Source organism: Cupriavidus sp. SHE (assembly GCF_000812445.1).
Taxonomy (GTDB): domain Bacteria; phylum Pseudomonadota; class Gammaproteobacteria; order Burkholderiales; family Burkholderiaceae; genus Cupriavidus; species Cupriavidus metallidurans.
On sequence record NZ_JWMB01000049.1, the window covers coordinates 43,486 to 67,821 of the forward strand.

Below are 24,336 nucleotides of genomic sequence, written 5' to 3' on the forward strand. Positions count from 1 at the left end.
GAACGACCTATGCGATTCAAGCGACCGCAGGTGCGCTATGCCGATACGCCGCAGCCTGCCACTCCGTATCAATCCGCCGCGCAGGCGTGGGACGAGCGCATCGGCTCGGCCCGTGTGCAGGCGAAGAACTGGCGGCTGATGGCCTTCGGCTGCCTCGTGCTCGCGCTGCTGATGGCCGGCGGTCTGGTGTGGCGTTCGGCGCAATCCATCGTGACGCCCTATGTAGTGGAGGTGGACAAGTCCGGTCAGGTGCGCGCGGTCGGCGAAGCCGCCACGCCGTACCGGCCGGCCGATGCGCAGATCGCCTACCACCTCGCGCACTTCATCACGCTGGTTCGCTCGCTGTCCATCGACCCGATCGTGGTGCGGCAGAACTGGCTCGACGCCTACGACTACACCACCGACCGAGGCGCGGCCGTGCTCAACGACTACGCGCGCACCAATGACCCGTTTGCGCGCGTCGGCAAGGAGTCGGTGACGGTGCAGATCACCAGCGTCGTTCGTGCCAGCGACTCGTCGTTCAATGTGCGCTGGACCGAGCAGCGATTTGTCAACGGCGCGCCGGCCGGTGCCGAACGCTGGAACGCAGTGGTCTCCATCGTCCTGCAAACCCCGCGCACCGAGCAACGCCTGCGCAAGAACCCGCTGGGTATCTACGTCAACGGCCTGTCGTGGAGCCGTGAACTCGATGCGTCCGAAGGAGCCAAGCCATGAACCAGTCTTTCCGCTTTTACGCTTTCGTGCTGACCTTGGCGGCCCTGTCGGGCTGCGCCTCGCAGGGCAAGCCACCACCGCGCATTTCTCTCGACGAGCCGGTGCAGGCACAACCGCTGCCCGAACCGCCGAAGCCTGTTGAAGTGGTGGCGGTGCCGAAGGTGTTGCCGATGCCGGCGCAGATGAAGCCGCTGCCGGAAGTGGATGAGGCCAAGCCAGCGCCGGAGCCTGCCGACGAAACCTTGCGCGTATCGCGTGCGAACGCCGAAGCGCGCATGGCACCCACGCGCGAGGGCTATGTCAATGCGATCCAGGTCTGGCCCTTCACCGATGGCGCGCTGTACCAGGTCTATGCGGCGCCGGGGCGCGTCACGGTGATTTCGCTCCAACCCGGCGAGGAGTTGGTGACGGTCGCCGCCGGCGATACGGTACGCTGGATTGTCGGCGACACGTCCAGCGGCGCCGGCAACTCGCTGCGTGTCAGCGTGTTGGTCAAGCCGATCCGCTCGGGCCTCAAGACGAATCTGGTCATCACCACCAGCCGGCGCACTTACCTGATCGAGCTGACATCGACTGACAAGGCGTGGATGGCGTCAGTGTCATGGGAGTATCCGAAAGACCAGATGCTTGCCTTGCAGCGTCAGGATCAGGCCGCGCAAGCGGCAGCGCCGGTCGATACTGGCCTATCGCTGGAGAAGATCCGCTTTCGCTACGCGGTCAGCGGCAGCAATCCGCCTTGGAAGCCGCTGCGCGCTTTCGACGACGGCGAGAAGGTCTACATCCAGTTCCCTCCTGGCATCGCGCAAGGCGAGCTGCCTCCGCTGTTCGTCATCGGCGCGCAGGGTGACGGGCAACTGGTGAACTACCGCTTCCGTGCCCCGTACTACATCGTGGACCGGCTGTTCGGCGCAGCCGAACTGCGCCTGGGCGGCGATAAGGGCGACGTGGTGCGCATCGAGCGCACGGACGGTACGAAGGGGAAATGACCATGAGCCAGGACGACACCCCGGACGTGCCCATTCCCGACGCTGCGCCAAAGGTCGCGCCTGAGAACGTGGCGCTGCGTGCGCAGCCGCGCCCGGTAACGCGGCTCAATCGCCGCACGCTGGCGATGCTGACCGGCGGCCTCGGCGTCGCTGTGCTGGGCGCAACCATGTGGTCGTTGCAGCCGGCGCATCGGCGCGGCGGCAACGAACCGGCCGAGCTTTACAACGTGGATCGCGTCTCGCGCTCCGAAGGACTGGACCAGCTTCCCGCCGACTACTCCAAGCTACCGCCCAAGGTGCCAGAGCTGGGGCCGCCGTTGCCCGGCGACCTGGGGCCGGCAATCGTGAAGTCACAACCGGCGGTGGCCAGCTACACGCCGCCCGGCCAAGACCCCGGCGCGGCCGAGCGTGACGCACGGCGCAAGGAGGCGGAAGCGGCTGCGGGATCGACGGTGTTCTTCCGCTCCAGCAACCAGCACGCCGCAACCGCACCGGCGCAGGTGGCTGCTGCCGGTCCGACATCTGGCTTGGCGGGCTTCGATCCGCAGGCCGCGGGGCCGGCCTCGACAGCGGCGCAGCCTGCCGACCCAACCGCTGTGCAGAACCGGCAAGACCAGAAAGAGGCGTTCCAGAAAGCCGGAACCATCGAAACCCGTAATTCCGGCAACCTGCAAATGCCGACCTCGCCGTATCAGGTGATGGCGGGGACAGTGATCGCGGCGGCGCTGGTGACAGGCATCAAGTCGGACTTGCCGGGCGACGTGATTGGCACAGTGACGGAGCCGGTGTACGACACCGCGACCGGCCGCTATCTGCTGATCCCGCAGGGGTCGCGCATCTTTGGCAAGTACAACAGCCAGGTCGCCTACGGGCAAAGCCGCGTGCAAGTAGTGTGGAATCGCATCATCCTGCCGGACACGTCTTCCCTGACGCTGGACAACCTTGCCGGCACCGACCCGGCCGGCTACGCCGGCCTGGAGGATGGCGTCGATTGGCATTGGGATCGCATCGTTGCAGGCGCGGCGCTGACGACGCTGCTGGGCGTCGGCGCCGAGTTGGCCGCGCCGGAGAACCGCAATGGTGATCGCATCATCGTCGCCGGGCGAGACAGCCTGCAGGACAGCGTGAATCAGGCCGGGCAGGAGATGACCCGACGCAACCTCAACATCCAGCCCACACTGACCGAACGACCGGGCTTGCCGGTGCGCATCATCGTTAACCGCGACCTGGTACTGCGGCCGTACCAGCCGCTGTTCTTTAATCGGAGGGCTTCGCAATGAGCACGACCCGCAAGCTGCGACTGGGGCCGCTGCCGAAAACCGAAAGCGTCAAGCTGACCTTCGCGTGTCCTGCCGCGCTGAAGGCCGATCTGGACCGCTACGCCGCACTGCATGCGCAGGCATACGGCGAAGCGGTCGATGCGACCACGCTGATTCCTCACATGCTGGAAGCGTTTATCGCAGGGGATCGCGAGTTCAAACGGGGGAGGGGTGTCAAAGGGGGTGCGTCCTAGCTGTTAGTTCGAGCAATCGTCGCTACCGCGACGCGCCGGCCTGTGGCGGCGCGTAAAGGGCATATTTACTGCACTGTAAATATGCCCGTCCTATCAAATATGCGCTGAAACCGAAGGGGAAATCCACTGCACACCCTCAATCGCGCTTTTACGTTGAGGCGGGGGCGGCGAACCCTACACGTTGGCCATTCGACGAGCCAGGATGGAGATGATCACGGGCTTGGGCTTGCCGGCGGGCAGGTCCGGTCTCACGGTCTGAACATAGGGGAATGGGGTTGCCCCTTGATTCCAGTCCAGCACCTGTACGTCCGTCACGGTAAATCCTGAGTTGTTGAACATGTACGTTTCGTATTCTTTCGCCAACTCATCCTTGATTTGAGCCTCGCTAACCCCGGGTGGAGCGGCACCGCGTTGCACGGTGTGGACCCACTCCACGGATGGAGGGCAGAGCGGCAGCGCAACTAGTCGATCCTCGACATTTTCTCGGTAGACCTTGGGCTTTTCGTCGATGCGCAGGTCGGCCGGAGTACGCTTGTCATTGTCGTCAGGATGGGAGCCGATGAACCATCCGACCACGACCTTCGGCTGGAATGCCTCGATCGCCTTGAGCAGGTCCTCGGACGGCTCGAACAAGTCAGACTGGATGATCTGCGCAGTCACTCCGTGGGTGTTCAATCGGGATCGAGCGAGGCCAATCAAATAGGCGTTGTTGTCGATCGCCAAGACAGGCCGATTTGTCGCAAGACTCAACGTACTCCATCCTGCGCCGCAACCCACTTCCAAGGTCGCTTCGGTGGGAACAATCTGGCTGAGATGTGCATAGATATTGTCACTGGAGAATTGGGACGATTCACGCTCCCAGAACTCCGAATAGTCTTTTGGTGTCATTCGCTGCAGCATTACGCCCCCTGTTGAATTGACGAATTCCTAATGTGTTCGCGACTGCGCAAATTGCGTAGCCCCATTCATGATCAGATGCGCGCGCTGCGAAACGCAATGCACAACCTCGCGACCAACTCAACGTCCTGGCTCTGCGCCTTCCCGCCAGGTGCTCGCTTTGCTTCGCCCAGGACTCACGCAGACGGTTGGCTCTCCAGGTCCCCATTCGCTCCAACGGCATTCGCCTTCTGCTGAATAGCCTGGCATTGCTGGAGCAGGGCGTCGAACGATTCGACCTCATCGAGGAACAGCCCGTCGTCGACCATGTGTTGGTAGTCGGCGGCCAACTTGGCCAAGGCCTCGTCGTTGGGCACTAGGCACAGCCCGCCCGAGACGGCGGCGTAGTAGTCGATCGATGCGCCGTCCGGGCTTTTTTCCGCGAAGAAGATGCTCTTGTGATCGGCCACCGCCTTCGCGAGCGCCCTGTCGGCGATCGCCGCGTCAGCGAAGCCGGCGGCGTCCAAACGCGTTACGTCGTGCCAGTGACGTGCAAAGCGCTCACCACCGCGAAAGACACCTTGCGCGCAAAACACGTGGATCGCGGTGGCCTTCTCCCAGAAGGTCCGCTCGGCACGCATCACCTGCGGCGTCGCTTCGGGGAATTCCACGCCTTCGAGGTGCGCGGCGGCGTCGCAACGGACCGCGCGCGGTTCGCAAGGCTCCCCGGTGGAGCGCGCGCCGAATTCGAGCATGACCGCCGGCGGCACATAGCCCGTTCCTGAAGCCAACGGCGTGTAGTCGATGAACACCTTGTCGCCTTCGGCGCGGGCCTGGGCCGGCAGACCCTGCTGCTGCAGGTCCTGCTGAAGCCGCAGGACGACCTCGTCCGTCACCCATTCAGCCAGCCGGGTGCGAATCTCCTTGCTCCATTTCTTTTCCTGGCTCTTGCTGGCGGGAAGGGGCGTGCCTGCCTCGCCGATCAGATCGCCGGCGATGGCGCGGATGTCATAGGTGAGATCCACGTCCTCGGAAAAACGCTGGATGACGCCGTAGGCCTTCGACAGCGAGGTGCCGCCCTTGAAGATGAGATGCGACGCGTAGGGCGCAGCGAAGAGATGGCCCAGAGCCCATACCACCCAGACATCCTTCTCCAGCAGGTGGGGAGGGCGGCCGGAAGCGTTGGCCGCCTGGGCCAGCGCTTCCAGACGCTCATCGGCAGACAGGTCGAAGAACTTAGCCATGCGACACCAGCGCGCTCACTTCCTTTGCCATCCATGTCGGCAGGCGCGCACGTGCCGATGCGACTTCCTTCATCTCGGCCGCCGGCAGTTTGGCGCGCAGCGTGCGCAGCGCTTCACCGGCGCGCTCGGGCCCCAGCCAGGCCAATGCCCGCACGACATCGCCGGCAGCGCGGCCAGGAAAAATCAACTGCCACACCGGCGCGTGCCGGAATTCGACGGTCTGGGCCCCCAGCTTCAACCGGCGGCTGGGGCCGGAGGTCAGGTAGACGGAGCGCACGGGCACTTGCGTGGTCAGGCCCAGCGCGTTGGCCGCCGCCGCACCATGCGACACGATGGTTTCGCCGCGCTGGTGGGCCAGCCCCTCGACCATTTTGGAGGCCGAGGGGGCGCGGGAGCCAAAACGGCTCTCCACCGGCAGGACATAGATGCCGCGACCGGCGCGCAGCAGGGCGCCGCGCTGCACGAGTCGAGACAGCACCTGGTCCATCGCCGCCCGGTTTCCCAAATGGAGCAGTTCCTTGGCGACCAAGGGTGTGCCCTCCGGCAATCCGGCGGCGTGCTCTAGTACCTGTTTGGCGAGGGTTTGCATGGTGGGAATCTCCTAACTGGTAGAAGTATGAAGGAATTTCTGACACTTTTCAAGAGATGAGGGCTTCTGTACTTGCCATGGAAGCAAGCATTCCCGTAGTTTTCTGTTCTAAACGAAACTTTTTCGTGGTAAAATGCCGAAAAGCGAAATCAGACCTTTGGAGGACGAATGGCCCAGCCGCCCGTAGACACAATTCCCGACCTGTTGCAGCGCAGCCTGCCGCGCGAGCTGGTGATGGCCGTCGAGGAAGCCTTGACCGTCGGCGCCCAGCGCGCGCACGCCGCATCCAAAGGCATGGACGAAGGCCACTTGCCCCACGTCGTGGGTCAACTGCGGCATTTCCACATGAACGAGGCGTTTCATCGGGCACTGGAAATGGGCGAGGCTTCGCCAACCGCCATTCGCGGTAACGGCATCGTCAGCGGCCGGGCCGGGGTGTTCACACTGGCCAGGTTCAACATCCCGGACGGCTTCTGGATCAACGGCCGACGTAGCCACACGCGCCGCCAGATGTCCTATGCGAACAAGGCCATTGAGCCGTTGGTGCAACCGGAACTGTTCGATCAATACACCGCGCCTGCCGATGCGGTCGCGTTTTTCGTGGCGTGCTTCTCGGGCTCGCTGCATATCCAGCCAGAGTCGCCCGTGTCGATCCAGATTGCGGTGCCGGACCGCGAGATGCGCGGCTGGCTGTTCAAGGAACCACTGAATGCGTTCCTGCAGCGGTACGAACAAAAGCCGGCGGCGCAGGACGACCTGGCCAAGCCCAAGCTCAAGAAGATCAAGAAGCAGGGCAACGATGGCAGCGCGTCATGAGCCGCGGTGGTATTCAAGGCTTTGAAAGCGAGCGCCTCAGTCAGATTCTTGCCGCGAGGCGTTTGAGCCAAGCGCAACTTGCCTCGCTGGTCGGCGTGTCGCCCGCGACGGTCAGCAAATGGCGGTCGGGCAATCAGGCGCCCGAACGGGAAACCCTGGAGCGCCTTGCCGGCGTGGTCAACGTCACGCCCGAATGGTTCACGCGGGCGCCCTCGGCCAAGGTGTCGCTGCCGCTGTTTCGCAGTAACGCGTCCGCCCACGTGGCGGCGCGCGCGATGCTGGAAGCGCGCATGGAGTGGGCGCAGGACGTCGCGCTCGCGTTGTCCGAGTTCGTGGACTACCCGGCGCTGAATTTGCCGACCCGGCAGTTCAAGGAGCCCGATGAGATCACGCCTGACGAGATTGAACTGGCGGCGAGCGAATGCCGCGATCTGTGGCGTATCGGCCGTACGGCGGTGCCCGACCTGGCGCTGGCCATTGAAGGCGCTGGCGTCGTCCTGATCCGCGAGGAAACGGGCATTTCGCAGATCGAGGGCCTGTCGGCATGGAGCGATGCGCTGGGGCGCCCGCTGGTATTGCTCTCGGCCGACAAGGATAACGGCTATCGAAGCCGTTTCGACTTGGCGCACGAACTTGGCCACCTGATCCTGCATCGGTTCATTCCCCGGCCGACCGAGCGTGACCGTCATAAGCAACTGGAACAGCAAGCCCATCGCTTTGCGGGCGCATTCCTGCTACCGGCCGAAACGTTTGCAAATGAAGTCCGCACGCCGGTGACGCTGGACGATCTTCTCTTGCTCAAACGCAGATGGGGTGTGTCCGTCGCTGCGATCGTGATGCGTTTGCGTGCGCTGAAGATTCTGGATGAAGAAGCGGCCCAGTCGCTGTTCAAACGTCGGTCCGCCCGTTGGGGCGCGAAGTCCGAGCCGGGCGACGGCGATAGGCCACCCGAGCGGCCGCGCCTGCTGCGTCGAACGATCGATCTGCTCGTCGAGGAAAACGTGATGCCGATCGACTCGATCCCCAGGCACATTGGCCTGGCGGCCCATGACATCGAGATGCTGGCTGGCTTATCGGAAGGGTACTTCCAGGGCAAGCCCAAGGTTGTGCAGCTGGCTCGGTTGCGTTCAGTGCCCAGTGGCGCGGACGCACCGGTTGCCACGGACAGCAACGTCGTGCCGTTTCGATTTTCGCCGAAGCGTTGATCGGCGCGTCTATGGAGATCAGTCAAGCGATGAATGACATTGACGCAGTACTGAGCAACAAACCGATTTCACCGTCGCGGGAGATGGCGGCGTACGAGGCGTTGTGGGCGCATCAAAAAGCGACGTTCAAGACGATCGCTGACTGCTTCCGCGATAGCCCGAATGCGATGCCCTCCGAGCTGGTCTCGGAAGAGGAAATTGACACGGCGCTACAGCGGGTGCAAGACCAGATTGCGCACACGAAGATTCACGACTTTGGTGTGCGTTTGCATGGCGCAGAAGACTACCCCGATCGGTTGCGCGATGCCGCGCATCCCGTCGAACTGTTGTACTACCGAGGCTGGTGGGATCTGATCGACTCGCCTAAGCGGATCGCCATCGTTGGCTCGCGCAGCGTGTCCGACGACGGCTTGCGCCGAACCCGCAAGTTGGTGAAGCTGCTGGTCCAAGACGGCTACACCATCGTCTCCGGTTTGGCCAAAGGCGTGGATACCGCGGCACACACGACGGCCATTGACAACGGCGGCAGCACGATTGCCGTGATCGGCACACCGATTACCGAGTATTACCCACCCGAGAACCGGGCGCTGCAAGACTTGATTGCCGAGAAATTCCTGCTGGTGAGCCAGGTGCCGATCTGGCGCTACTCGACCCAGGACTACCGTAGCAATCGCCTGTTCTTCCCTGAGCGCAATGCCACGATGTCAGCGCTCGCGCAGGCAACGGTCATCGTCGAAGCCAGCGATACGTCCGGCACGCTGGCGCAAGCACGCGCGGCGCTGCAGCAGGGGCGCAAGCTGTTCATTCTGGACAACTGCTTTCGCAATCCGAAGCTGACATGGCCGGCCAAGTTCCAGAGTCAAGGGGCCATTCGCGTCACCGGCATCGACGACATCAGGGCAGCTCTTGGCTAAGCGCGTACTCAAAATCGATGCCCTGACACTTCCGGATCATCACTATCTGGACGCACAGGACATTTGCTACTACGCAGGTGAATACACTGCGGGCGAGGGGCATGCCTACAGCGAAACCAACCAGCTGATCCTCAACTTCAAGAAGTCCGTGGACAAGCGTGGAACCGCGCAGTGGCAATACAAAGAGCGCGCGATCCTGCAGGCAGCGGCAATCTTTCGTGCCGCGATCAAGGCTGACGCCGAAATCACCTTCGTCCCGATCCCGCCGTCGAAGGTGAAGAGCGATCCGCTATACGACGATCGCATGCTGCAATTGCTGCAGGCCGTCTGCCGGGGGCGTCACACCGACATCCGTGAACTGGTCGTCCAGCGCGAATCGGCGGCGGCGGCCCATCTGTCGGACACGCGCCCGACGCCGGACGAACTGGTCGCCAACTATCAACTCGACGAGAGCTTGGCCGAGCCGGCCCCCCAGACCATTTTTGTCGTAGACGACGTGCTCACCACAGGCTGCCATTTCAAGGCGGTGAAGCAAGTGCTGGAGCGGCGATTTCCCGAGGCACGCATCGTCGGGCTGTTCCTCGCGCGGCGAGCGCCCAAGTCGGTGGACTTGGATTTTGACAGCATCTAAGAACAGGACAAGGGACACGCCACATGCTGATCGTCATGACCTCTCCGGACGCCGTCCTGCGTAATGGCCAACCCGACCCGCAACTCGCCCAGGTGTTGATCAACGCCAAGGCGGCGGGCAATCCGGTGGGCTTGATTTCCAATCATGCGGAACCGGCCTGGTTTAACGGGACGTTTGGCACCAGTGGCGTTCAGTTCCTGCAAAGTCGAGGGCGGCAATCGGGCGAGATCGTGTCGCAGAACGCCAAGAAGTTTGCGCTCAATCCCTTCGATGCGCTGGTTCTCGCGGCAAAGGACGAAGACGTCCAGATGGGGAAGAACGGCGGTGCGATCCTCGTGGCAGCCGGATGGTCGGCAGCACAGCAGGTCGCCTCACTGGGCATTCGCGTGGACAGCGCCGCGCAGCTGCAAGAGATCATCAACCTGACGGCCGGCTGGTCGGGGCAGTGGTGGTATGCAGGCGACGCTGGCCGCTATCGGGTGCGTGCGCTTAGCGACTTGTCCGGCCTTGGCAAAGGTGTCACGCAGCAACTGTTCGCGCAGCGGCTGACCGCCACCGTCAAAGGCGGTGGCGCGCGACTGAACGCTTTGCTGGCCGTCACCTCGCGTTCGCTGCTCATGGAAAAAGTGAACGAACTGGATGGACTGGTATGGGGCGTCTATCCGTCGTCGAAGAGTGCTAACGACGATGACGAGATCCTTAGCGATTTCACGCATCGCTTGCGAACGACGGTTTCCCGCGTTCGCTTCTCCAAGCGGGGAGAGCCGCTATTCATTCGGCACACCCCTTCGCCGAAGCGCTCGGCGGGTGGTGGCGGTGATCGAACCGATCCGACCGGCCAAATTTCGACCATCCACCTGAACCCTTTCTACAAACAGAGCGGACGATTGGTCGGAAAGCACGTGATCGTTGTGGACGATTGCACGACCTACGGTGTGTCGTTTGGCGTTGCCGCGGCCTTCTTGCGCAAAGCCGGTGCCGCCTCCGTGACGGGCGTTGCGCTGGGGAAGTTTGGCAATCAGTTGCGTTACTACGAGATCGACATCAAGACCGATCCGTATCAGCCGGTCGTGGCCGGCGGCTTCACCGTGGCCGCACCGGGGTGGTTCCCCGGCGCCACCAGTGGCGTCGCTCAGCAGGTTCTGCTGACCTTGATCCCGTAACCAGGCTGACGGTCATGGACCTGCGGGCGCTATTCCAAAGCTACAAGCCAGCCTTGGTGCGCATCACGGTGCAGACGCCGGTGGGCGATTTGAGTACCGGCACCGCCTTCCATATCGGTGACGGTTGGCTGGTCACGGCGGCCCATGTGCTGCGCGATGGTGTCGTGCAGGAAGTGGTGTCCGAGCATGCGTCGGTGCCATTGACCGTGCAGTCGGTGATCTTCAACAAGGACGATCGCATCGACCTGGCCCTGATGAAGACCGATCTGGATCTGTCGCACTACCTGGACATGACGACGATTCATGGTTCACCGAAAGGCTTTGTGCAAACTGACCATATCGAGATCGGTGGGCATCTGGACGACTGGATCGGCGACGAGTTGGTGCTCTCAAAAGTGCTGCTCATGGGCTATCCGCCGATTCCGTTTTCGCAGCAGGCCGTGCTCCTGGCGTCGGAAGGAGAGGTCAACGCGGTGATGGACAAATACAGTGGGCCGCACCCGCATTTCATCATCTCGTGTCCGGCGAGGGGTGGTTTTAGCGGTGGCCCCGTATTGAGTGAATATGGCTTTTTGCTGGGGGTGCTTGTCGAAGCGCTCGTGATGGATGGCAAGGACGCGGAGACCGGCTATTCGAGCGCCATCTCGATCGAGCCCCTGCTGGTCATGTTGCACGACAACGGCATCTATCCCGGCAAGAACCGCCAGATCATCGAGGCGCTTATTGGTGGCATCGACAACGGCTTCGGGAAGCCGTCCTTGCGGATGCGCTGGATGTGGTTCATCGAGAAATCAATTCTAAAAATTCGGATGCTGATCCGGCGAAACAAGAGGATGTGAGGGCCTATGGGACGACAGCTGCAGCTCAATTTCACGCCGCTGCGAGTGCGCGGTGATGCCATTCGGCTGCAGGCGTTGCCCTTTGAGGACGCGCAGCAGTTCCGGAATCTGCGCGACGAGCACCGCGCGCACTACGCCGTGACCCGTCGATCAGATCACATCGTGGCGCTGCCGCTTACTTTGAATGCGTCGCCCATCGGCGAAGAAAAGATTGTTTCGGTGGTTGAGCATGCTTCGCTCATCCGGCCGCTGCTTGAGCAGCGTCTCGTGACCTTGCTCAGTTCCAATCGGCGACCGGTGGCGCGCTATAACCCGATTACCACCATAGGGCGCACCTTGCCGACGGGCTTCATCGAAGCCGACCGGCATCTTCATCTGCAATCGCGGGTCTTGATCGCGATCCGCTCGTTAAAGCTACCGGACGCAGAACCACTCGGTCTCTTGTGGGACATCGAGATTCAGAAGACTTGCGCAACCAGCCTTGCCGTGTTGCATGCGCAAGGCGTTCGGCTGGATGGGTTGACGGTCGAGCGCCTGGTGCCGGTCGAAGATGTGCGCATGCTGCCCTATCGCCGGCTGGTGGGTCGAGTCGGCGCGCTCACGGACGGCCACGCGCGCCTGTCCGAGCGGTTTCAGAATGTAGAGGAGTTGCTTCCACTCGACGAGCTGTACCTGGAGGCCTCACCTGAGAATCTTCGGCACCTGCTGCAGCACTTCATGCGGAATACGTCGGGCAGGGTGCAGGGCAAGATCGATGAGATCGTGTTCGAGAACAGCAGAGGGCGTGCGCGCATGGAGCACATTGCCCGGATTTCGGACTGGCTCCGCGGCCTCGGCGAGATCGAGCTGCAAGAAGGTCTCAGCGTTGGCATCGGCAACCTGCTGAGCGAGAAAGATGCGCAGAACTTCCCCCGTTTCACCGAGGGCACGACGCCGACCTATGTTTTCGACGCCGGGACGCTCAAGTCGGAGTCGCGGGCTGCGGTCGGTCTAAGCAAGTTCGGTCCCTACAGTCGCCACGTCTTCACGCCCACGCGGCCTAATGTCTGCGTGATCTGCGACCGCGCGCGGCGTGGTCAATTTGAACTGTTCCTTCGGAAGTTTCGGGATGGCCTAACGGTCGACGGCAAGTCACTGCCATTTGGGCGAGGGTTTCTCGGCATCTACGGACTGCAGGACATCAACCTGACGTTTGTGGAGGCCGACGCCTTCACGGCCGACGCCTATCATGCGGCTGCTTCCAAGGCGGTCCGGATGGGCGCCGAGGGCGCGCCCTGGCATCTGGCCTTGGTGCAGACCGAGCGAGACTCACGCCAATTGGCGCCGCCGAAGAATCCGTATCTGGTGGCCAAGGCGGCGTTTCTCTCCAATCAGATCCCCACGCAGTTCGTCGCGTTCGAGACGTTCTCGATGGCGCCGCTCAATCTCGCCTACACCCTTAGCAATCTCGCCCTTGCGGTCTATGCCAAGCTCGGCGGCATTCCCTGGTTGATCAAGTCGGATAAGGGTATCGCGCACGAGGTGGTCATCGGCCTAGGCAGCGCAGCGATTGGCGAATCCCGCTTTTCAAGGAAAGAACGCATTGTCGGCATTACCAGCGTCTTTCGCGGTGACGGCGGCTATCTGCTATCGAATCTGTCGAACGCTGTTCCCATGTCGAAGTACGGAGAGGCCCTGACCGAATCATTGCAGGCCACCCTTCAGCGCGTGCGCAACGAGATGAACTGGATCAGGGGCGATTCGGTACGCGTGATCGTTCATGCGTTCAAGCCAATGCGCAATACCGAGGTGGAATCGGTCAAGGCGGCGTTGAAGGAGTTCTCTGAATTCGATCTGCAGTTCGCCTTCCTGCACGTCAAACAGGACCATCCGTATCTGCTGTTTGACGATGATTCCATCGGGACCAAGGGCAGGGGAGAGAAGACGCCGGTTCGAGGTCTTTTTGCGGAAGTCGGACACAATGAGACCTTGTTGACGTTGACGGGGCCGCAGCAGCTCAAGCGCCCGACGGATGGCCTACCCAAACCGCTACTGCTAAGCCTGCATCGCGATTCGACGTTCACGGACATCATCTATCTCACCAAACAGGTCTATTGGTTTTCGAACCATTCCTGGCGCAGCTTCCTGCCGGCGGCGATGCCGGTCACCATCTACTACTCCGACCTTGTCGCGGGTCTCTTAGGGCGGCTTGACCGTTTGGGTAGCCGGTGGAGTCCGAGTGTGATGCTCGGCAAGATCGGCACAACGCGGTGGTTTCTATGAGCGCCGGCAACCCGATGCTGCACGAAGCGCTGCGCGCAGTAGCGGGGCAGGCCGAGACACTGACGACTGCGGGCCCGCTGTCGATTGCCTTTTATCACTGGGTGCTCGCCGAAGGGTTGTCCACCCAGCAGAGCGCCGCGATGGCGCGGGACCTGTGCGAAGAGATTTCCGGCGGTGGTCGGTCGATTCATGCCGTGGCGGCTTTGGGGTTCCTGCTGAGCATCGATCCGACGTTGAGTGATGCATGCCGCGACTCATTCGCGCAGGGCGTGGACTGGCTGATGGGGCGTAGAGGCGATTCCCAAACGGCTCTCGTCAGTCTGATGCAGCCGTTAGCGCATACCGGCGTTCTGGTGGGTTTGTTGGCCACATCCGATGATGTGCGGTGGTCGAAATTCGGCGCATGGTTCGCGTCGCTCTATGCAAAGCTGCAGCCGCTGTTGCCGGCGGAAGTCGGCTGGCGCCATGAACTGCTGTCCATGATCAAGACGCGGTCCGAGGTGGGATTGAAGGGCGAGCTGGCGGTGGTGCCCGCCACCGCGGGCGCAGCTATTTACGTCGCACGTCGCTTGGCGGATGCTTCGCCGGCGGTCGATAACGACTTTGCGTCGCAGTTGCTTAGCCGCATCAAGTCGGTTGTTTATGACGACCCTGAACAGGCGGCCTTGGATCTGGCAGCGTTTCACTATCTCGCCCAGGGCGCGGCGCAGATCGATCTGCGCGCACCGAGCCTAGACGATGTCGGACTGCTGCTTCGCCGGCTCCCATCCGGGTTGCGTCGGTGGACCTGGGACGAACAGAAGAAGACGCCGAACTCGACCGCGCAAAAGTGGGCGGTTGAAAACGAATATCACTTTCAGAATCTTCTGTGCGCGGTGCTTTCGCCAGTGTTGCCCGATCTGCGTGATGAAGAGTGGCTTGCGTCGGTGGGGCAAAAGAAACCGCGGGCAGACTTAGTAGTCCCGTCGCTGCACCTGGTGATCGAGGTCAAGTATTGGCGAAAAAGCAGCACGCCGCAGGACCTGATTTCGCAGATTGGTGAAGACGTCAGCCTTTACCTGAAGCGGGGCAGCCCCTATCGCAAAGTGCTTCCGATCATCTGGGACCAAGGACGACGCACAGAGCAATACGACCTGCTTATTGCGGGACTTAGTGAGATTCGCGACGTGGTCAGCCCGGTCGTTATCGCTCAACCGGCGTTTATGGTTTGAGCAGTGTCCACACAAAGCCAATGAAATTGCATGAAGAGAGGAGACCCGAATGAGTAGTTCGAACTGCCCACTTGAGGAAGGCGATCGCATCGATCACAAGCTCTTCGGATTCGGAACTGTCGTGGGCGCACCTGTTCCCATGGTGGGCCCTGACCTCCGAAGCGCCAGTGGCGTCCGCGACGCCGGCTGGAGCGTTCCGGCCAAATGGGACGACCCGACGCGGACCGCCGGTGCCGTGATGCACCAGGCGCTACGCAAAGTGTCATCGCCTGACTCGCGGCCCTTCGGCCACTGGGATCGGCAGTGGCAGCCTCTGCTGCAGGCTTGGCTAGCCGCTCGACGCGACGTTGAACAGTTGTCGTCAAGCTTCCGGCCCGTACCCGAGCCTGATGCTTTGGCACGAATGCAGGACGTTGAGAGAAAAGCCTTCGAAGCGATGCGGCACTTTTGGGACGCCGAGCAATCGGGGGAGCATCCCTAGACGCGCTCCAAGTCCCAGCGACCGGATGGTGCTCGCCTGCCTGCGCTTACGTCGGCTGACGGTTGGGGATTTCTCCGGTATCCTGAGAGCTGATTGATGATGGTGTCGAAAACCCAGCTCCCGCGCAAAGCGCTCCATCTCCCGCGCCAGCAAAAGATGGTCGCCCTTGACGGTAAAAGCGACGGTAGTGCCCCATGTCGATCAGGCCCAATCCCTTTAACCACGCGGGTTTGCGAGGCTCATTGATGATCGAGTGGGAGTGATTCGGCCTCTGGCGCTGGCCAGAGCCGAGTCGCACCAGAGAACAAAAAAGCCCGCGTAATTGCGGGCTTTTTTGTGCCATTCATCCGGCACCGTGCTGTCGACCACGGCCTGGCTCAGGCATTGCCTGATGGACGGTTTGCGTCGTAACGGAACACCCCATCCGTTAGGTCAATCTCGGGAAACTCATCCTTTTCTCCCCAGTAGTCTTGCGTGTGTTGCCACTCGCGCGTGTTGCCGCTCCTGGGCATGAGATGAATGTCGCGCATGAGATAGCCGGGGTTGAAGTTGTCGGCGTCTATCCACTCGGATAGAGGCATGTCTTTCTCGTCTTCACGGAGTTGTGGGGTGACTTGCGTTGCTCCCGTGGCATCCATGTGCTTCAGCAGGCGGCAGACGAAGTCGGCGACCATGTCAACCCGTAGCGTCCAGCTGGCGCGGAAGTAGCCGAACACCCAGACCATGTTAGGCACGCCAGTGAACATCATGCCGCGATAGGTCACGGTTTTCGAGAAATCCAGCGGCAGGCCGTCGACGCTAAACGGAATGTCGCCCAGCACACTGAGCTGAAAGCCCGTAGCGGCCACAACGATGTCGGCGTCTAGCTTCGCGTTGGACTTGAGCACGACGCCGTCTTCGACGAACCGGTCGATCTCGTCAGTGACCACGCTGGCGTTGCCCTCGCGAATTTCCGCGAACATGTCGCCATCCGGAATGAACGCCACCCGCTGCTGCCAAGGCCGGTAGCGTGGCGAAAAATGCGGTTCGAGTTCGAAGTCCTCGCCAAGCTGCGCGCGAACCCCTGCAAGCAGCTCCTTGCGCACCTCCTCTGGTTCTTCACGCGAGCGGCGGGCGAAGATGGCGCCATCCATCAGGACTTTCTTCCGGATGATGGCGTGGATCCACATCGGGTCGATCTCGAGCCGGCGTAGCTCGTTTGCGAGATCGTTGGCGTTGCGTCCCGAGATGAAGTATGTGGGCGAGCGTTGCAGCATGGTGACCTTGGCACCCAGGCGGGCCAGTCCCGGCACAACGGTGGCAGCGGTAGCGCCCGAGCCGATGACGACCACACGCTTGCCCTGGACGTCCAGTTCCTCGGGCCAGGTCTGCGCGTGAATCAACGGGCCTTTGAAATTGTCCATGCCCGTCCACGCGGGCAGATAGCCCTGATCGTGGCGATAGTATCCCTGGCACATCCACAGGAAATTGGTGGTGAAACGTACGCGCTCTCCCGATTCCAGGCGTGTGGCATCAAGGGTCCAAAGTCCTTCGGCGGAAGACCAGGACGCCGCGTCGATGCGATGGCGATAGCGGATGTGCTGAGCGAGGTCGTTCTCTTCGATCACTTCGGCCATGTAGCTGAGGATTTCCTCCGCAGTCGCAATGGGTTTCCCCATCCATGGCTTGAAGCGGTAGCCGAAGGTGTAGAGGTCGCTATCCGAACGCACGCCGGGATAGCGGTGTGTGTGCCAGGTGCCCCCGTAGCTATCCTTGCTTTCGAGCACGACGAAACGCTTGTCGGGGCATTGTGTCCGCATGTGATAGGCAGAGCCCACACCCGAGATGCCGGCACCGACGATGATCACGTCGAAATGCTCCGTGGCAGCGGGTCGGGCAGGCTGGCGCCCGGACAAGATGTTGGCATTCATGGGGTTGTCTCCTGAGATATCGTATGTGGCCCTGGCCACTCACGTGAAGAGCGCCGATGACGTCATGCGGCACCGTGTCGTTCTTCGTGGCAATGTCCTGTCGGACTATCAAGATGACTTTCAACCAGATCGAGCAGGGCACCGGGCTGTTCCAGCGTGACGAGGTGGCCGCAGTCGATCTGCTCGTAACGCGCGCCTGCAATGCCTGCAGCCAGATCGCGGCAATGCGCGGGCGGCACCAGACGATCTTGCTGCATGCCGATCACCAGGGTCTGGGCCCTGATTTTGGGTAGCTCGGCGCGAATGTCGATCGTGGCATCGAGCTCCGCCTGGCGATCGCCTCCGGCAGAAAGCAGGTTGGCAATGCGGTCCAGTGCGGTCTGGATTGCCTCAGTGGAGTTGGCTTGAAAGAAGGTATCGGATACGCCGTTGACCAGCAGCAGTCTCGCAAGCTGGTGCTTGTCGGTTCGTGACAGCTCCGCCCAGAGGTCAAAAAGCACGCACATGCTTCTGCTGCTTTGCACCCAGCCACCCAGCAAGACCAGTCGGCGCACACGATCGGGCATTGCAGCGGCCGCGACCGCGGCGACCACGGCGCCCAGCGAATAGCCGACAAGATCCAGAGGCTTGCCGTCTCCAGCTAGGTCGGCGACGGCGCGGACTTGCTCGACCAGCGTGGCCAGGGCGATGGGGCCGCCCGGGTCTTCGGTCTGGCCTGCGCCGACCATGTCGAACGCGAGGCAGCGCCGTTTGGCTGCCAGCCTGGGCAGCAACTGCGCCCAACCCATTTCGGCGCTTGAGGACGTGCCGTGAATCAGAATTGTGGGTCTGCCCTGGCCCGCGTCCAGCACACTGGTTCTGGGAATGCCGGGCGCGTCCACATTCAGACGTTGCATAGGAGTCCTTGAGTGAGGAAGAGAAAGGGATCGACCAGACTGCGTCAGGTCGCTTGCAGCCAACGCTCGATTTGCTGGCCGTTAACGCCTACGCGGATCTCTACGGCGTATGGCGGGTGCGCGATGAGGTGGCGAGCTTCCTGGGGCGGCCGCCCTGATCCTTGGCGCCCTGGCCGACGCGCCCGATTGGAGGCAGGCCGAGATAGCTCACGATAAGTTCGTACAGCATGTGAACCATGGCGGCATGGCCCTTGGGTAGCGGCGCCTGGCTGTTGTACATCGCGTTGAAATGCGCGCTGCGCGCTGCGTACACGCCGAACATCAAGCGCGCTTCCCAGTCGGGGATGGCTACCACCTCCGGAAATCGGCTCAGTGCGGACACCAGCCGGCGCGTGGCGTCGTTTCCCAGGCGACCCACGGGCTCCCAAGCTTTGGGGTCGACCAGCGCACGCTGCAGCAAGGCACGGAATACGCCATGACTCTTCTTCTGTACGCGTACGGCCAGGTCCACGAAGGCATTGATGACTTCGTGCGGTGATGCATGCTCGGTCGTGACCTTGGCCAGCAAGTCGTCGGTATCCTGGCGGATCTGGTCGAAGCCGCGCTCCAGCACGGCCTGAATGAAGCCCTCGCGGTCTCCGAAGCGGAAGTACAAGGCGCCAATCGATGTGCCAGCGTATTCAGCCACCGCCTGCATCGACAAGCCCTCGAATCCCTGCGCTTCGAAGTGGGCCAGGCCAGCATCCAGCAGCGCTTTCTCTGTTGCCTGGCTGCGGGCTTGCAGGGCGAGTCTGCGGTTCTTTGGGGGTGCCGCATCTGTCTGGCGATCAGGTCGATCTGATCGCTCAGGCGATGCCTTGGCGCTGCCGATGGGAACATCGAGCATGCTGTGTCTCCCAAATAGAATTCGATTTATGGTTCTATTTATAGTCCCTGTGGCCTATTGTGCAAGCCGGAACTGAAGGCCAGCTGCAATTTCCGGTCTGCCACGCTATCGGGCCTCTGCCGAAAACATTTGGAGTGTTGGCCAAACCTGACGGGTAGCCGTCGTCAGCGGCGGAAAATAAGAACCCGCAAGCGTTGCGGGTTTTGAATGCTGGTGATCGTCCCGGAAACGGGGGGGCTATCTTGACGCTGGCCCCGCAGCGCTCTGGGCGCGTTCCTGCTCGACCTTGTCCGTGACATCCCGTGCAACGGCGACTGAGCCGATGACTTTGCCGGTCGCATCGCTGACCAGCGCGAACGTCATTTCCACGAAGAGTTTGCGTCCGTCCTTATGGATCGCCTTGGTTAGTGTCGGCTTGCCGGAGAGCCGGGTCTTGCCGGTGTCGATGGCGGCCTGAAATCCCTTCCAGTGCGCGGCCCGCAGGCGCTCGGGGATGATCAGGTCGAGACTTTGGCCCAGCGCCTCGTCCGCGCCGTATCCAAAGAGTTCTGCCGCGGCATGATTCCAGCCCGTGATTCGGCCGTCCGTATCGGCAAAGATGAGTGCGTCGGCGAGTTGCTCGAGGATTTGCGCTGCCGTGTTCGTTGAAATTGTCATGATTTCATCGCCTTGTGGGGTGGGGGCGCTCGCCCGGCAACCGGGCCGTCTGATGCGGCCCGGTTGCCAGTCGATATTCTCCGCTGCAAATCGCAGATGCCTGCGCTTTCTCTCCGGACTATCAATAGTCCGCCAGATGTAGCGCGTGATCGCGCACGTCAGCCGGCCATCCGCCGATCAGTTCGCGGAGCCGCGATGCATCATTGCTGAACAGCGCGCGCGTAGCTTCTTCAAAGCCGGGCAGATCGCCGCCAATGGCCAGCATGAAGTGATAGGCGCGCTCGTGGGCCTGTCGCATCCGGTCTTTCTCGCTGCCCGCGCGGCGCGCTTCCTCGACCAGCTTCCTGAGCGCCACGGAGGCGCCACCAGGCTGGCCGGCTAGCCATTCCCAGTGCCGGGGCAGCAGCGTGACCTCACGCGCCACCACGCCAAGCTTCGGTCGACCGCGGCCTTTGGGCTCGGAGGCCTCCGGCGCTTCCAACCCGGCTTCAGGATCTTTGTTGTGTGGCGTCGCCAGCTGCAATCGGCTGGCGATCTCTTGTTCCGTTCCCCTGGTATCCACATCCACGGTGCGGCCGGTCGTATCGTCGAAGATCAACACGAGGCCGGTCGTACCCTGTGCGAGCGCATGTTTGATGGCCAGCGCGTTCGCCAGCAAGGGGCCTGTGGCGATGCGTTGGTGTCCGTTGAAGCTGGTATAGGAGGGGGAGGTTGTCATCGTCATCATCGGATGGGTAACTAGGCGATTCTCATATATTATCCGGATAAAATTAAGCGTGCAATATCACCCGGATAAAAATATCGCCTCCCGGTGATAAGTGACTTAAAGCGCATCTTTATTGGCGAGGCCCAGCACCTGGTGCAACGCGTTCGAGCACGATCGCCAGCGCTCTATCTCAGCAGAGGCTCAGGCTCACATGTCAGGTCACGAAGGCATCGCACGCATTCACGATCCGCAGGTCCGTGCCCGGACCATTGAAGGCCCGATTTCCGCCGGGGCTGAAGCCTGACCGGGCAGTCGGCGGGATTCCGGTCTATGCTCTGGCCAGCGGGTGCCGGCAGGCCCCGCCTGGACAACAGCAACGCACGTTCCGTATTCACAGCCAAGGAGCCCACATGGCCCTCTCGATGTACGACGTATCGGTACCCGTATTCATCCGCGCGCTGACCAACCTGTCCGCGATCCTGGAAAAGGGCGCGGCCCATGCGAAGGCGCAGGGAATGGACGCCGCGGAGTTGATCCAGACGCGGTTGATCGCGGATATGGACCCGTTGCCGGCTCAGATCCAGCGCGCGAGCGACGCGGCCAAGGGCTGCGCGGCACGGCTGGCGGGGCTTGAGACTCCCTCATTTCCGGATACCGAGGCGACTTTCCCGGAGCTTCAGGAGCGCATCGCCAAGACCATTGGCTATCTGAAGACGATTCGGCCGGAGCAGTTCGAAGGCAGCGAGACGCGGACGGTGGAGCTCAAGCTGCGCCATGGTCCGATTACGTTCGACGGGAAGAGCTATCTGCTTGGTTTCGCGCTCCCGAACTTCTATTTCCATGTCACGACGGCTTACGACATCCTGCGTCACAAGGGGGTACAGATCGGCAAGATGGATTTCCTGGGCGCGCCGCCGCGGTGAGTGATGATGGGTGGCGTCTGCTGCTCGCGGTGGCCGGCGCCAAGGTCGTCATGATTTCGGGTTCTCAGCAAAAACCCTAAGTTTTTGCTACAATCACCGGTTGCCCACCCATCGCATTTTGCTTATTTTTTAGGCAGGCGGGCGATTCCGGACACCCCCCCAAGACCCAAAACCAACCGCATGACTTACGCCGTCAAGGAAATCTTCTACACGCTGCAGGGCGAAGGCGCTAACGCCGGTCGCGCCGCGGTGTTCTGCCGTTTCTCGGGTTGCAACCTGTGGACCGGTCGTGAGGAAGACCGCGCGCGGGCGGTATGCCAGTTCTGCGATACCGATTTCGTCGGGACCGATGGCACGCTGGGTGGCAAGTACAAGACCGCCGATGAACTGGCGGCAGTGGTGGCGGCCGAATGGCCGCAGGGTGCAGGCGGCAAACCGCTCGTGGTCTGCACTGGCGGTGAGCCGCTGCTGCAGCTCGACGCGCCGCTGATCGATGCGCTGCACGCGCGCGGTTTCGAGATCGCCATCGAAACCAACGGCACGATCGAGGTGCCTGAGGGTATCGACTGGGTTTGCGTGAGCCCGAAGATGGGTTCGGAACTCGTGGTGAGGAAGGGCGACGAACTCAAGGTCGTGATTCCGCAGGATGGCCAGGATTTCGCAGCATACGAGCAACTGGATTTCCAGTATTTCATGGTGCAGGCCATGGATGGCCCGCTGGCCCGGCAGAATACTGCCGCGGCAGTGGAGTTCTGCCAGCGCCACCCGCGCTGGCGCCTGTCGCTGCAGACCCACAAGCTGCTGGGCATTCGCTGACACATGAGCAAACAAGTTTCGATTACGCGCCGGCTCGAATTCGACGCCGGGCACCGCATCCCAAGCCATGGCGGACAGTGCCGCAACATCCATGGCCACCGCTATCGTCTGGACCTGACGCTGTCCGGCGAAGTCCTGCACCAGGAGGGCGCGCCCGATGACGGCATGATCCTGGATTTCGGCGATATCAAGACGCTTGCCAACGAGCATCTGGTGTCGAAGTGGGATCACGCGTTCCTGATCTATCGTGGCGATACCGCGCTGCTGAATTTCCTGCAGTCGATGGACAACCACAAGACCGTGGTGATCGACAGCATTCCAACCGTTGAGAACCTTGCGCAGGTGGCGTTCGACATCCTGGCGCCGGTCTTCAAGGACTGCTTCGATCATCATCTGCAACTGACCCGCCTGGTGCTGTTCGAGACGCCGAACTGCTGGGCCGAGGTCAGCGCGCCGCTCAGCCTGCCCGCGCAGGACTGACGCGGGACTGACAGGCGTTTCATGGCAGACGTCCCCGTATTCGCCGACCCCGCGGAGCGCGACCGTTTCTACATGGCCGCCGCGCTCGACGAGGCACGGCTGGCCGAAGCGGCCGGCGAGGTGCCGGTGGGCGCCGTGGTGGTGTGGGACGACAAGATCATCGCGCGCGGCCACAATTTGCCGATCCGTTCGGTCGATCCGTCCGCTCATGCGGAGATGCAGGCGCTGCGCGCGGCAGCCAAGGTGCTGGGCAACTACCGGATGCCCGAGTGCGAGATTTACGTGACGCTCGAGCCGTGCCCGATGTGCAGCGGGGCGATTCTCCATGCGCGGCTGCGACACGTGGTATTTGGCGCGACCGATCCCAAGACGGGGGCGGCCGGCAGCGTGGTCGATCTGTTCGCGCAGGCCACGCTCAATCACCAGACCACACTCACGCGAGGCGTGATGGCCGATGAGTGTGGCCAGTTGCTGCGCGATTTTTTCGGGGCGCGCCGCAGGGCGCAGAAAGCGGCAAGAGCCTTGCAGGTCTCGCCAGTGGACGCAGATTCGGGGAAAATTCAGGCTTCAGACCCGAATTCCGAAACATGAGCCAGCCCACCGAAGTCCGTCTCATCGCCTCATCCGGCTACCCTCACGACGTTGCCATTGCCGCCCGCGGCTGTGCCTGGCTCAAGCACCACGGCTACCACGTCAACAATCCCGATGTGCTCGCGCGCCGCTATCTGCGATTCGGCGGTACGGATGCGGAGCGGTTGGCCGATCTCCATGCCATCGGCACAGGTCCCGCTCGGGAGCTGACGCTGGCGGTGCGCGGCGGGTACGGCCTGGGCCGACTGCTCGATCGCATCGAGTTCGGGCGCATCGCGGAGCAGGCCAGCGCAAGCGGCACGCCGATCGTCGGTCACAGCGATTTCACCGCGTTCCAGCTGGCCTATCTGGCCAAGGCTGGCGGGGTGTCGTTCGCAGGGCCGATGCTGCTCGCGGATTTCGGCGAGGAGCACGTCGATTCGTTCATGTGGCGGCATTTCGAGGGCATCCTGCACGCCCCGGTCCACGACATCGAGGTCGTGGCGCCCCAGGTGGCCGCACCGGCAACCGTGGAAGGCACGCTCTGGGGCGGTAATCTGGCCATGCTGTGCACGCTGCTGGGCACGCCGTACATGCCGGACATCGACGGTGGCATTCTGTTCCTGGAAGACATCAACGAGCCACCGTACCGCGTGGAGCGGATGTTGCTCCAGTTGCTGCACGCAGGGGTGCTGGCCCAGCAACAGGCTATCGTGCTGGGCGACTTCTCGAATTACCGCACCACCGACTACGACAATGGCTACAACATGGATGCCGTATTCGACTATGTGCGCGAACAGTTGCGTATTCCGGTGCTCACGGGCCTGCCGTTCGGCCACTGCCCGCGCAAGCTGACTTTGCCGGTGGGCGGAAATGCGCGGCTGACGGCACGTGCCGACGGTTTTGTGCTGTCGCTGTCGGGTTATCCGACGTTGTAGCCGCGCGGCGGCCAGGGCGGCGACATGCCGCCCGCGACTTACCAGATACCCCCACGAGTGGTAAAATATCTGGTTATTTCCTCATTTCGCTGCGCCGGGCGCCAATGCCT

General features: G+C 62.2%; 26 protein-coding genes. 18 read left to right on the forward strand and 8 right to left on the reverse strand.

Going from position 1 to position 24,336, the window contains the following annotated elements:
* The first annotated feature begins 9 nt into the window (after positions 1-9).
* Genes trbF through RN01_RS23310 form a run of 4 tightly spaced genes read left to right on the forward strand, consistent with a single transcriptional unit; the run spans position 10 to position 3,213 of the window.
* A complete protein-coding gene (trbF, locus tag RN01_RS23295; RefSeq protein WP_005413072.1) occupies positions 10-714 on the forward strand; it encodes a conjugal transfer protein TrbF in 705 nt (234 codons plus the stop codon).
* A complete protein-coding gene (trbG, locus tag RN01_RS23300; RefSeq protein WP_017514534.1) occupies positions 711-1,700 on the forward strand; it encodes a P-type conjugative transfer protein TrbG in 990 nt (329 codons plus the stop codon). Before trbF ends, trbG begins: the two co-directional genes overlap by 4 nt.
* Positions 1,701-1,702: 2 nt before the next feature.
* Entirely contained in the window at positions 1,703-2,980 is a 1,278-nt protein-coding gene (locus RN01_RS23305) for a TrbI/VirB10 family protein (protein ID WP_017514535.1), read from the forward strand.
* The gene (locus RN01_RS23310; protein WP_024569779.1) at positions 2,977-3,213 is read left to right on the forward strand and encodes a DUF2274 domain-containing protein; all 237 of its coding nucleotides are present in this window, start codon (positions 2,977-2,979) and stop codon (positions 3,211-3,213) included. The genes RN01_RS23305 and RN01_RS23310 overlap by 4 nt, the downstream gene beginning before the upstream one ends.
* A 174-nt stretch (positions 3,214-3,387) precedes the next feature.
* Here the strand turns inward: RN01_RS23310 and RN01_RS23315 are convergent, their stop codons facing one another.
* From RN01_RS23315 to RN01_RS23325, 3 genes are all read right to left on the reverse strand, one after another.
* Positions 3,388-4,113, reverse strand: a complete 726-nt coding sequence (locus RN01_RS23315; RefSeq protein WP_024569778.1) for a bifunctional 2-polyprenyl-6-hydroxyphenol methylase/3-demethylubiquinol 3-O-methyltransferase UbiG — start codon at positions 4,111-4,113, stop codon at positions 3,388-3,390.
* A gap of 173 nt (positions 4,114-4,286) precedes the next feature.
* Entirely contained in the window at positions 4,287-5,333 is a 1,047-nt protein-coding gene (locus tag RN01_RS23320; protein WP_024569777.1) for a nucleotidyl transferase AbiEii/AbiGii toxin family protein, read from the reverse strand.
* Positions 5,326-5,922, reverse strand: a complete 597-nt coding sequence (locus RN01_RS23325) for a DUF6088 family protein (protein WP_017514520.1) — start codon at positions 5,920-5,922, stop codon at positions 5,326-5,328. Before RN01_RS23325 ends, RN01_RS23320 begins: the two co-directional genes overlap by 8 nt.
* 168 nt (positions 5,923-6,090) lie before the next feature.
* On the opposite strand from RN01_RS23325, the gene RN01_RS23330 reads away from it, so the two are divergent.
* Genes RN01_RS23330 through RN01_RS23370 form a run of 9 tightly spaced genes read left to right on the forward strand, consistent with a single transcriptional unit; the run spans position 6,091 to position 15,444 of the window.
* Positions 6,091-6,738: a hypothetical protein gene (locus RN01_RS23330; RefSeq protein ID WP_017514519.1), complete on the forward strand. Its 648-nt coding sequence runs from the start codon at positions 6,091-6,093 to the stop codon at positions 6,736-6,738.
* Entirely contained in the window at positions 6,735-7,943 is a 1,209-nt protein-coding gene (locus tag RN01_RS23335) for an XRE family transcriptional regulator (protein WP_017514518.1), read from the forward strand. The genes RN01_RS23330 and RN01_RS23335 overlap by 4 nt, the downstream gene beginning before the upstream one ends.
* Positions 7,944-7,972: 29 nt before the next feature.
* Positions 7,973-8,857: a DNA-processing protein DprA gene (locus RN01_RS23340; RefSeq protein WP_017514517.1), complete on the forward strand. Its 885-nt coding sequence runs from the start codon at positions 7,973-7,975 to the stop codon at positions 8,855-8,857.
* Entirely contained in the window at positions 8,850-9,488 is a 639-nt protein-coding gene (locus RN01_RS34730; RefSeq protein WP_029700171.1) for a hypothetical protein, read from the forward strand. Before RN01_RS23340 ends, RN01_RS34730 begins: the two co-directional genes overlap by 8 nt.
* Before the next feature lie 23 nt (positions 9,489-9,511).
* A complete protein-coding gene (locus RN01_RS23350; RefSeq protein WP_024569775.1) occupies positions 9,512-10,651 on the forward strand; it encodes a phosphoribosyltransferase in 1,140 nt (379 codons plus the stop codon).
* Between the two features lie 14 nt (positions 10,652-10,665).
* Positions 10,666-11,490 (forward strand): serine protease, encoded by an 825-nt coding sequence (locus RN01_RS23355; protein ID WP_017514905.1) that lies wholly within the window; start codon positions 10,666-10,668, stop codon positions 11,488-11,490.
* 6 nt (positions 11,491-11,496) lie between these two features.
* Positions 11,497-13,752 (forward strand): Piwi domain-containing protein, encoded by a 2,256-nt coding sequence (locus RN01_RS23360; protein WP_024569774.1) that lies wholly within the window; start codon positions 11,497-11,499, stop codon positions 13,750-13,752.
* Complete coding sequence (locus tag RN01_RS32570) at positions 13,749-14,963, forward strand: hypothetical protein (RefSeq protein ID WP_017515576.1); 1,215 nt, start codon at positions 13,749-13,751, stop codon at positions 14,961-14,963. The genes RN01_RS23360 and RN01_RS32570 overlap by 4 nt, the downstream gene beginning before the upstream one ends.
* A 49-nt stretch (positions 14,964-15,012) precedes the next feature.
* Entirely contained in the window at positions 15,013-15,444 is a 432-nt protein-coding gene (locus RN01_RS23370) for a hypothetical protein (RefSeq protein ID WP_017515575.1), read from the forward strand.
* 377 nt (positions 15,445-15,821) lie between these two features.
* On the opposite strand, the gene RN01_RS23375 is transcribed toward RN01_RS23370, so the two are convergent.
* From RN01_RS23375 to RN01_RS23395, 5 genes are all read right to left on the reverse strand, one after another.
* Positions 15,822-17,354, reverse strand: a complete 1,533-nt coding sequence (locus tag RN01_RS23375; RefSeq protein WP_024569773.1) for an NAD(P)/FAD-dependent oxidoreductase — start codon at positions 17,352-17,354, stop codon at positions 15,822-15,824.
* Between the two features lie 62 nt (positions 17,355-17,416).
* On the reverse strand, positions 17,417-18,250 hold the full coding sequence (locus RN01_RS23380; protein WP_017514758.1) for an alpha/beta fold hydrolase: 834 nt from the start codon (positions 18,248-18,250) through the stop codon (positions 17,417-17,419).
* A 100-nt stretch (positions 18,251-18,350) separates the two neighbouring features.
* The gene (locus tag RN01_RS23385) at positions 18,351-19,136 is read right to left on the reverse strand and encodes a TetR/AcrR family transcriptional regulator (RefSeq protein WP_017514759.1); all 786 of its coding nucleotides are present in this window, start codon (positions 19,134-19,136) and stop codon (positions 18,351-18,353) included.
* A gap of 237 nt (positions 19,137-19,373) precedes the next feature.
* Positions 19,374-19,793, reverse strand: a complete 420-nt coding sequence (locus tag RN01_RS23390; protein ID WP_017514760.1) for a PAS domain S-box protein — start codon at positions 19,791-19,793, stop codon at positions 19,374-19,376.
* Between the two features lie 121 nt (positions 19,794-19,914).
* Positions 19,915-20,517, reverse strand: coding sequence for a DUF2239 family protein (locus RN01_RS23395; RefSeq protein ID WP_024569772.1), 603 nt, complete (start codon positions 20,515-20,517; stop codon positions 19,915-19,917).
* Positions 20,518-20,909: 392 nt separating this feature from the next.
* On the opposite strand from RN01_RS23395, the gene RN01_RS23400 reads away from it, so the two are divergent.
* The 5 genes from RN01_RS23400 (at position 20,910) to ldcA (ending at position 24,226) form a co-directional block, all read left to right on the forward strand.
* On the forward strand, positions 20,910-21,422 hold the full coding sequence (locus RN01_RS23400) for a DUF1993 family protein (RefSeq protein ID WP_017514688.1): 513 nt from the start codon (positions 20,910-20,912) through the stop codon (positions 21,420-21,422).
* A gap of 180 nt (positions 21,423-21,602) precedes the next feature.
* Positions 21,603-22,238 (forward strand): 7-carboxy-7-deazaguanine synthase, encoded by a 636-nt coding sequence (gene queE, locus RN01_RS23405; protein ID WP_017514689.1) that lies wholly within the window; start codon positions 21,603-21,605, stop codon positions 22,236-22,238.
* Positions 22,239-22,241: 3 nt separating this feature from the next.
* Positions 22,242-22,718, forward strand: coding sequence for a 6-carboxytetrahydropterin synthase (locus RN01_RS23410; protein WP_008649701.1), 477 nt, complete (start codon positions 22,242-22,244; stop codon positions 22,716-22,718).
* Positions 22,719-22,739: 21 nt separating this feature from the next.
* Entirely contained in the window at positions 22,740-23,309 is a 570-nt protein-coding gene (gene tadA / locus RN01_RS23415) for a tRNA adenosine(34) deaminase TadA (RefSeq protein ID WP_011516308.1), read from the forward strand.
* The gene (ldcA, locus tag RN01_RS23420) at positions 23,306-24,226 is read left to right on the forward strand and encodes a muramoyltetrapeptide carboxypeptidase (RefSeq protein ID WP_017514690.1); all 921 of its coding nucleotides are present in this window, start codon (positions 23,306-23,308) and stop codon (positions 24,224-24,226) included. Before tadA ends, ldcA begins: the two co-directional genes overlap by 4 nt.
* Positions 24,227-24,336 lie beyond the last annotated feature (110 nt).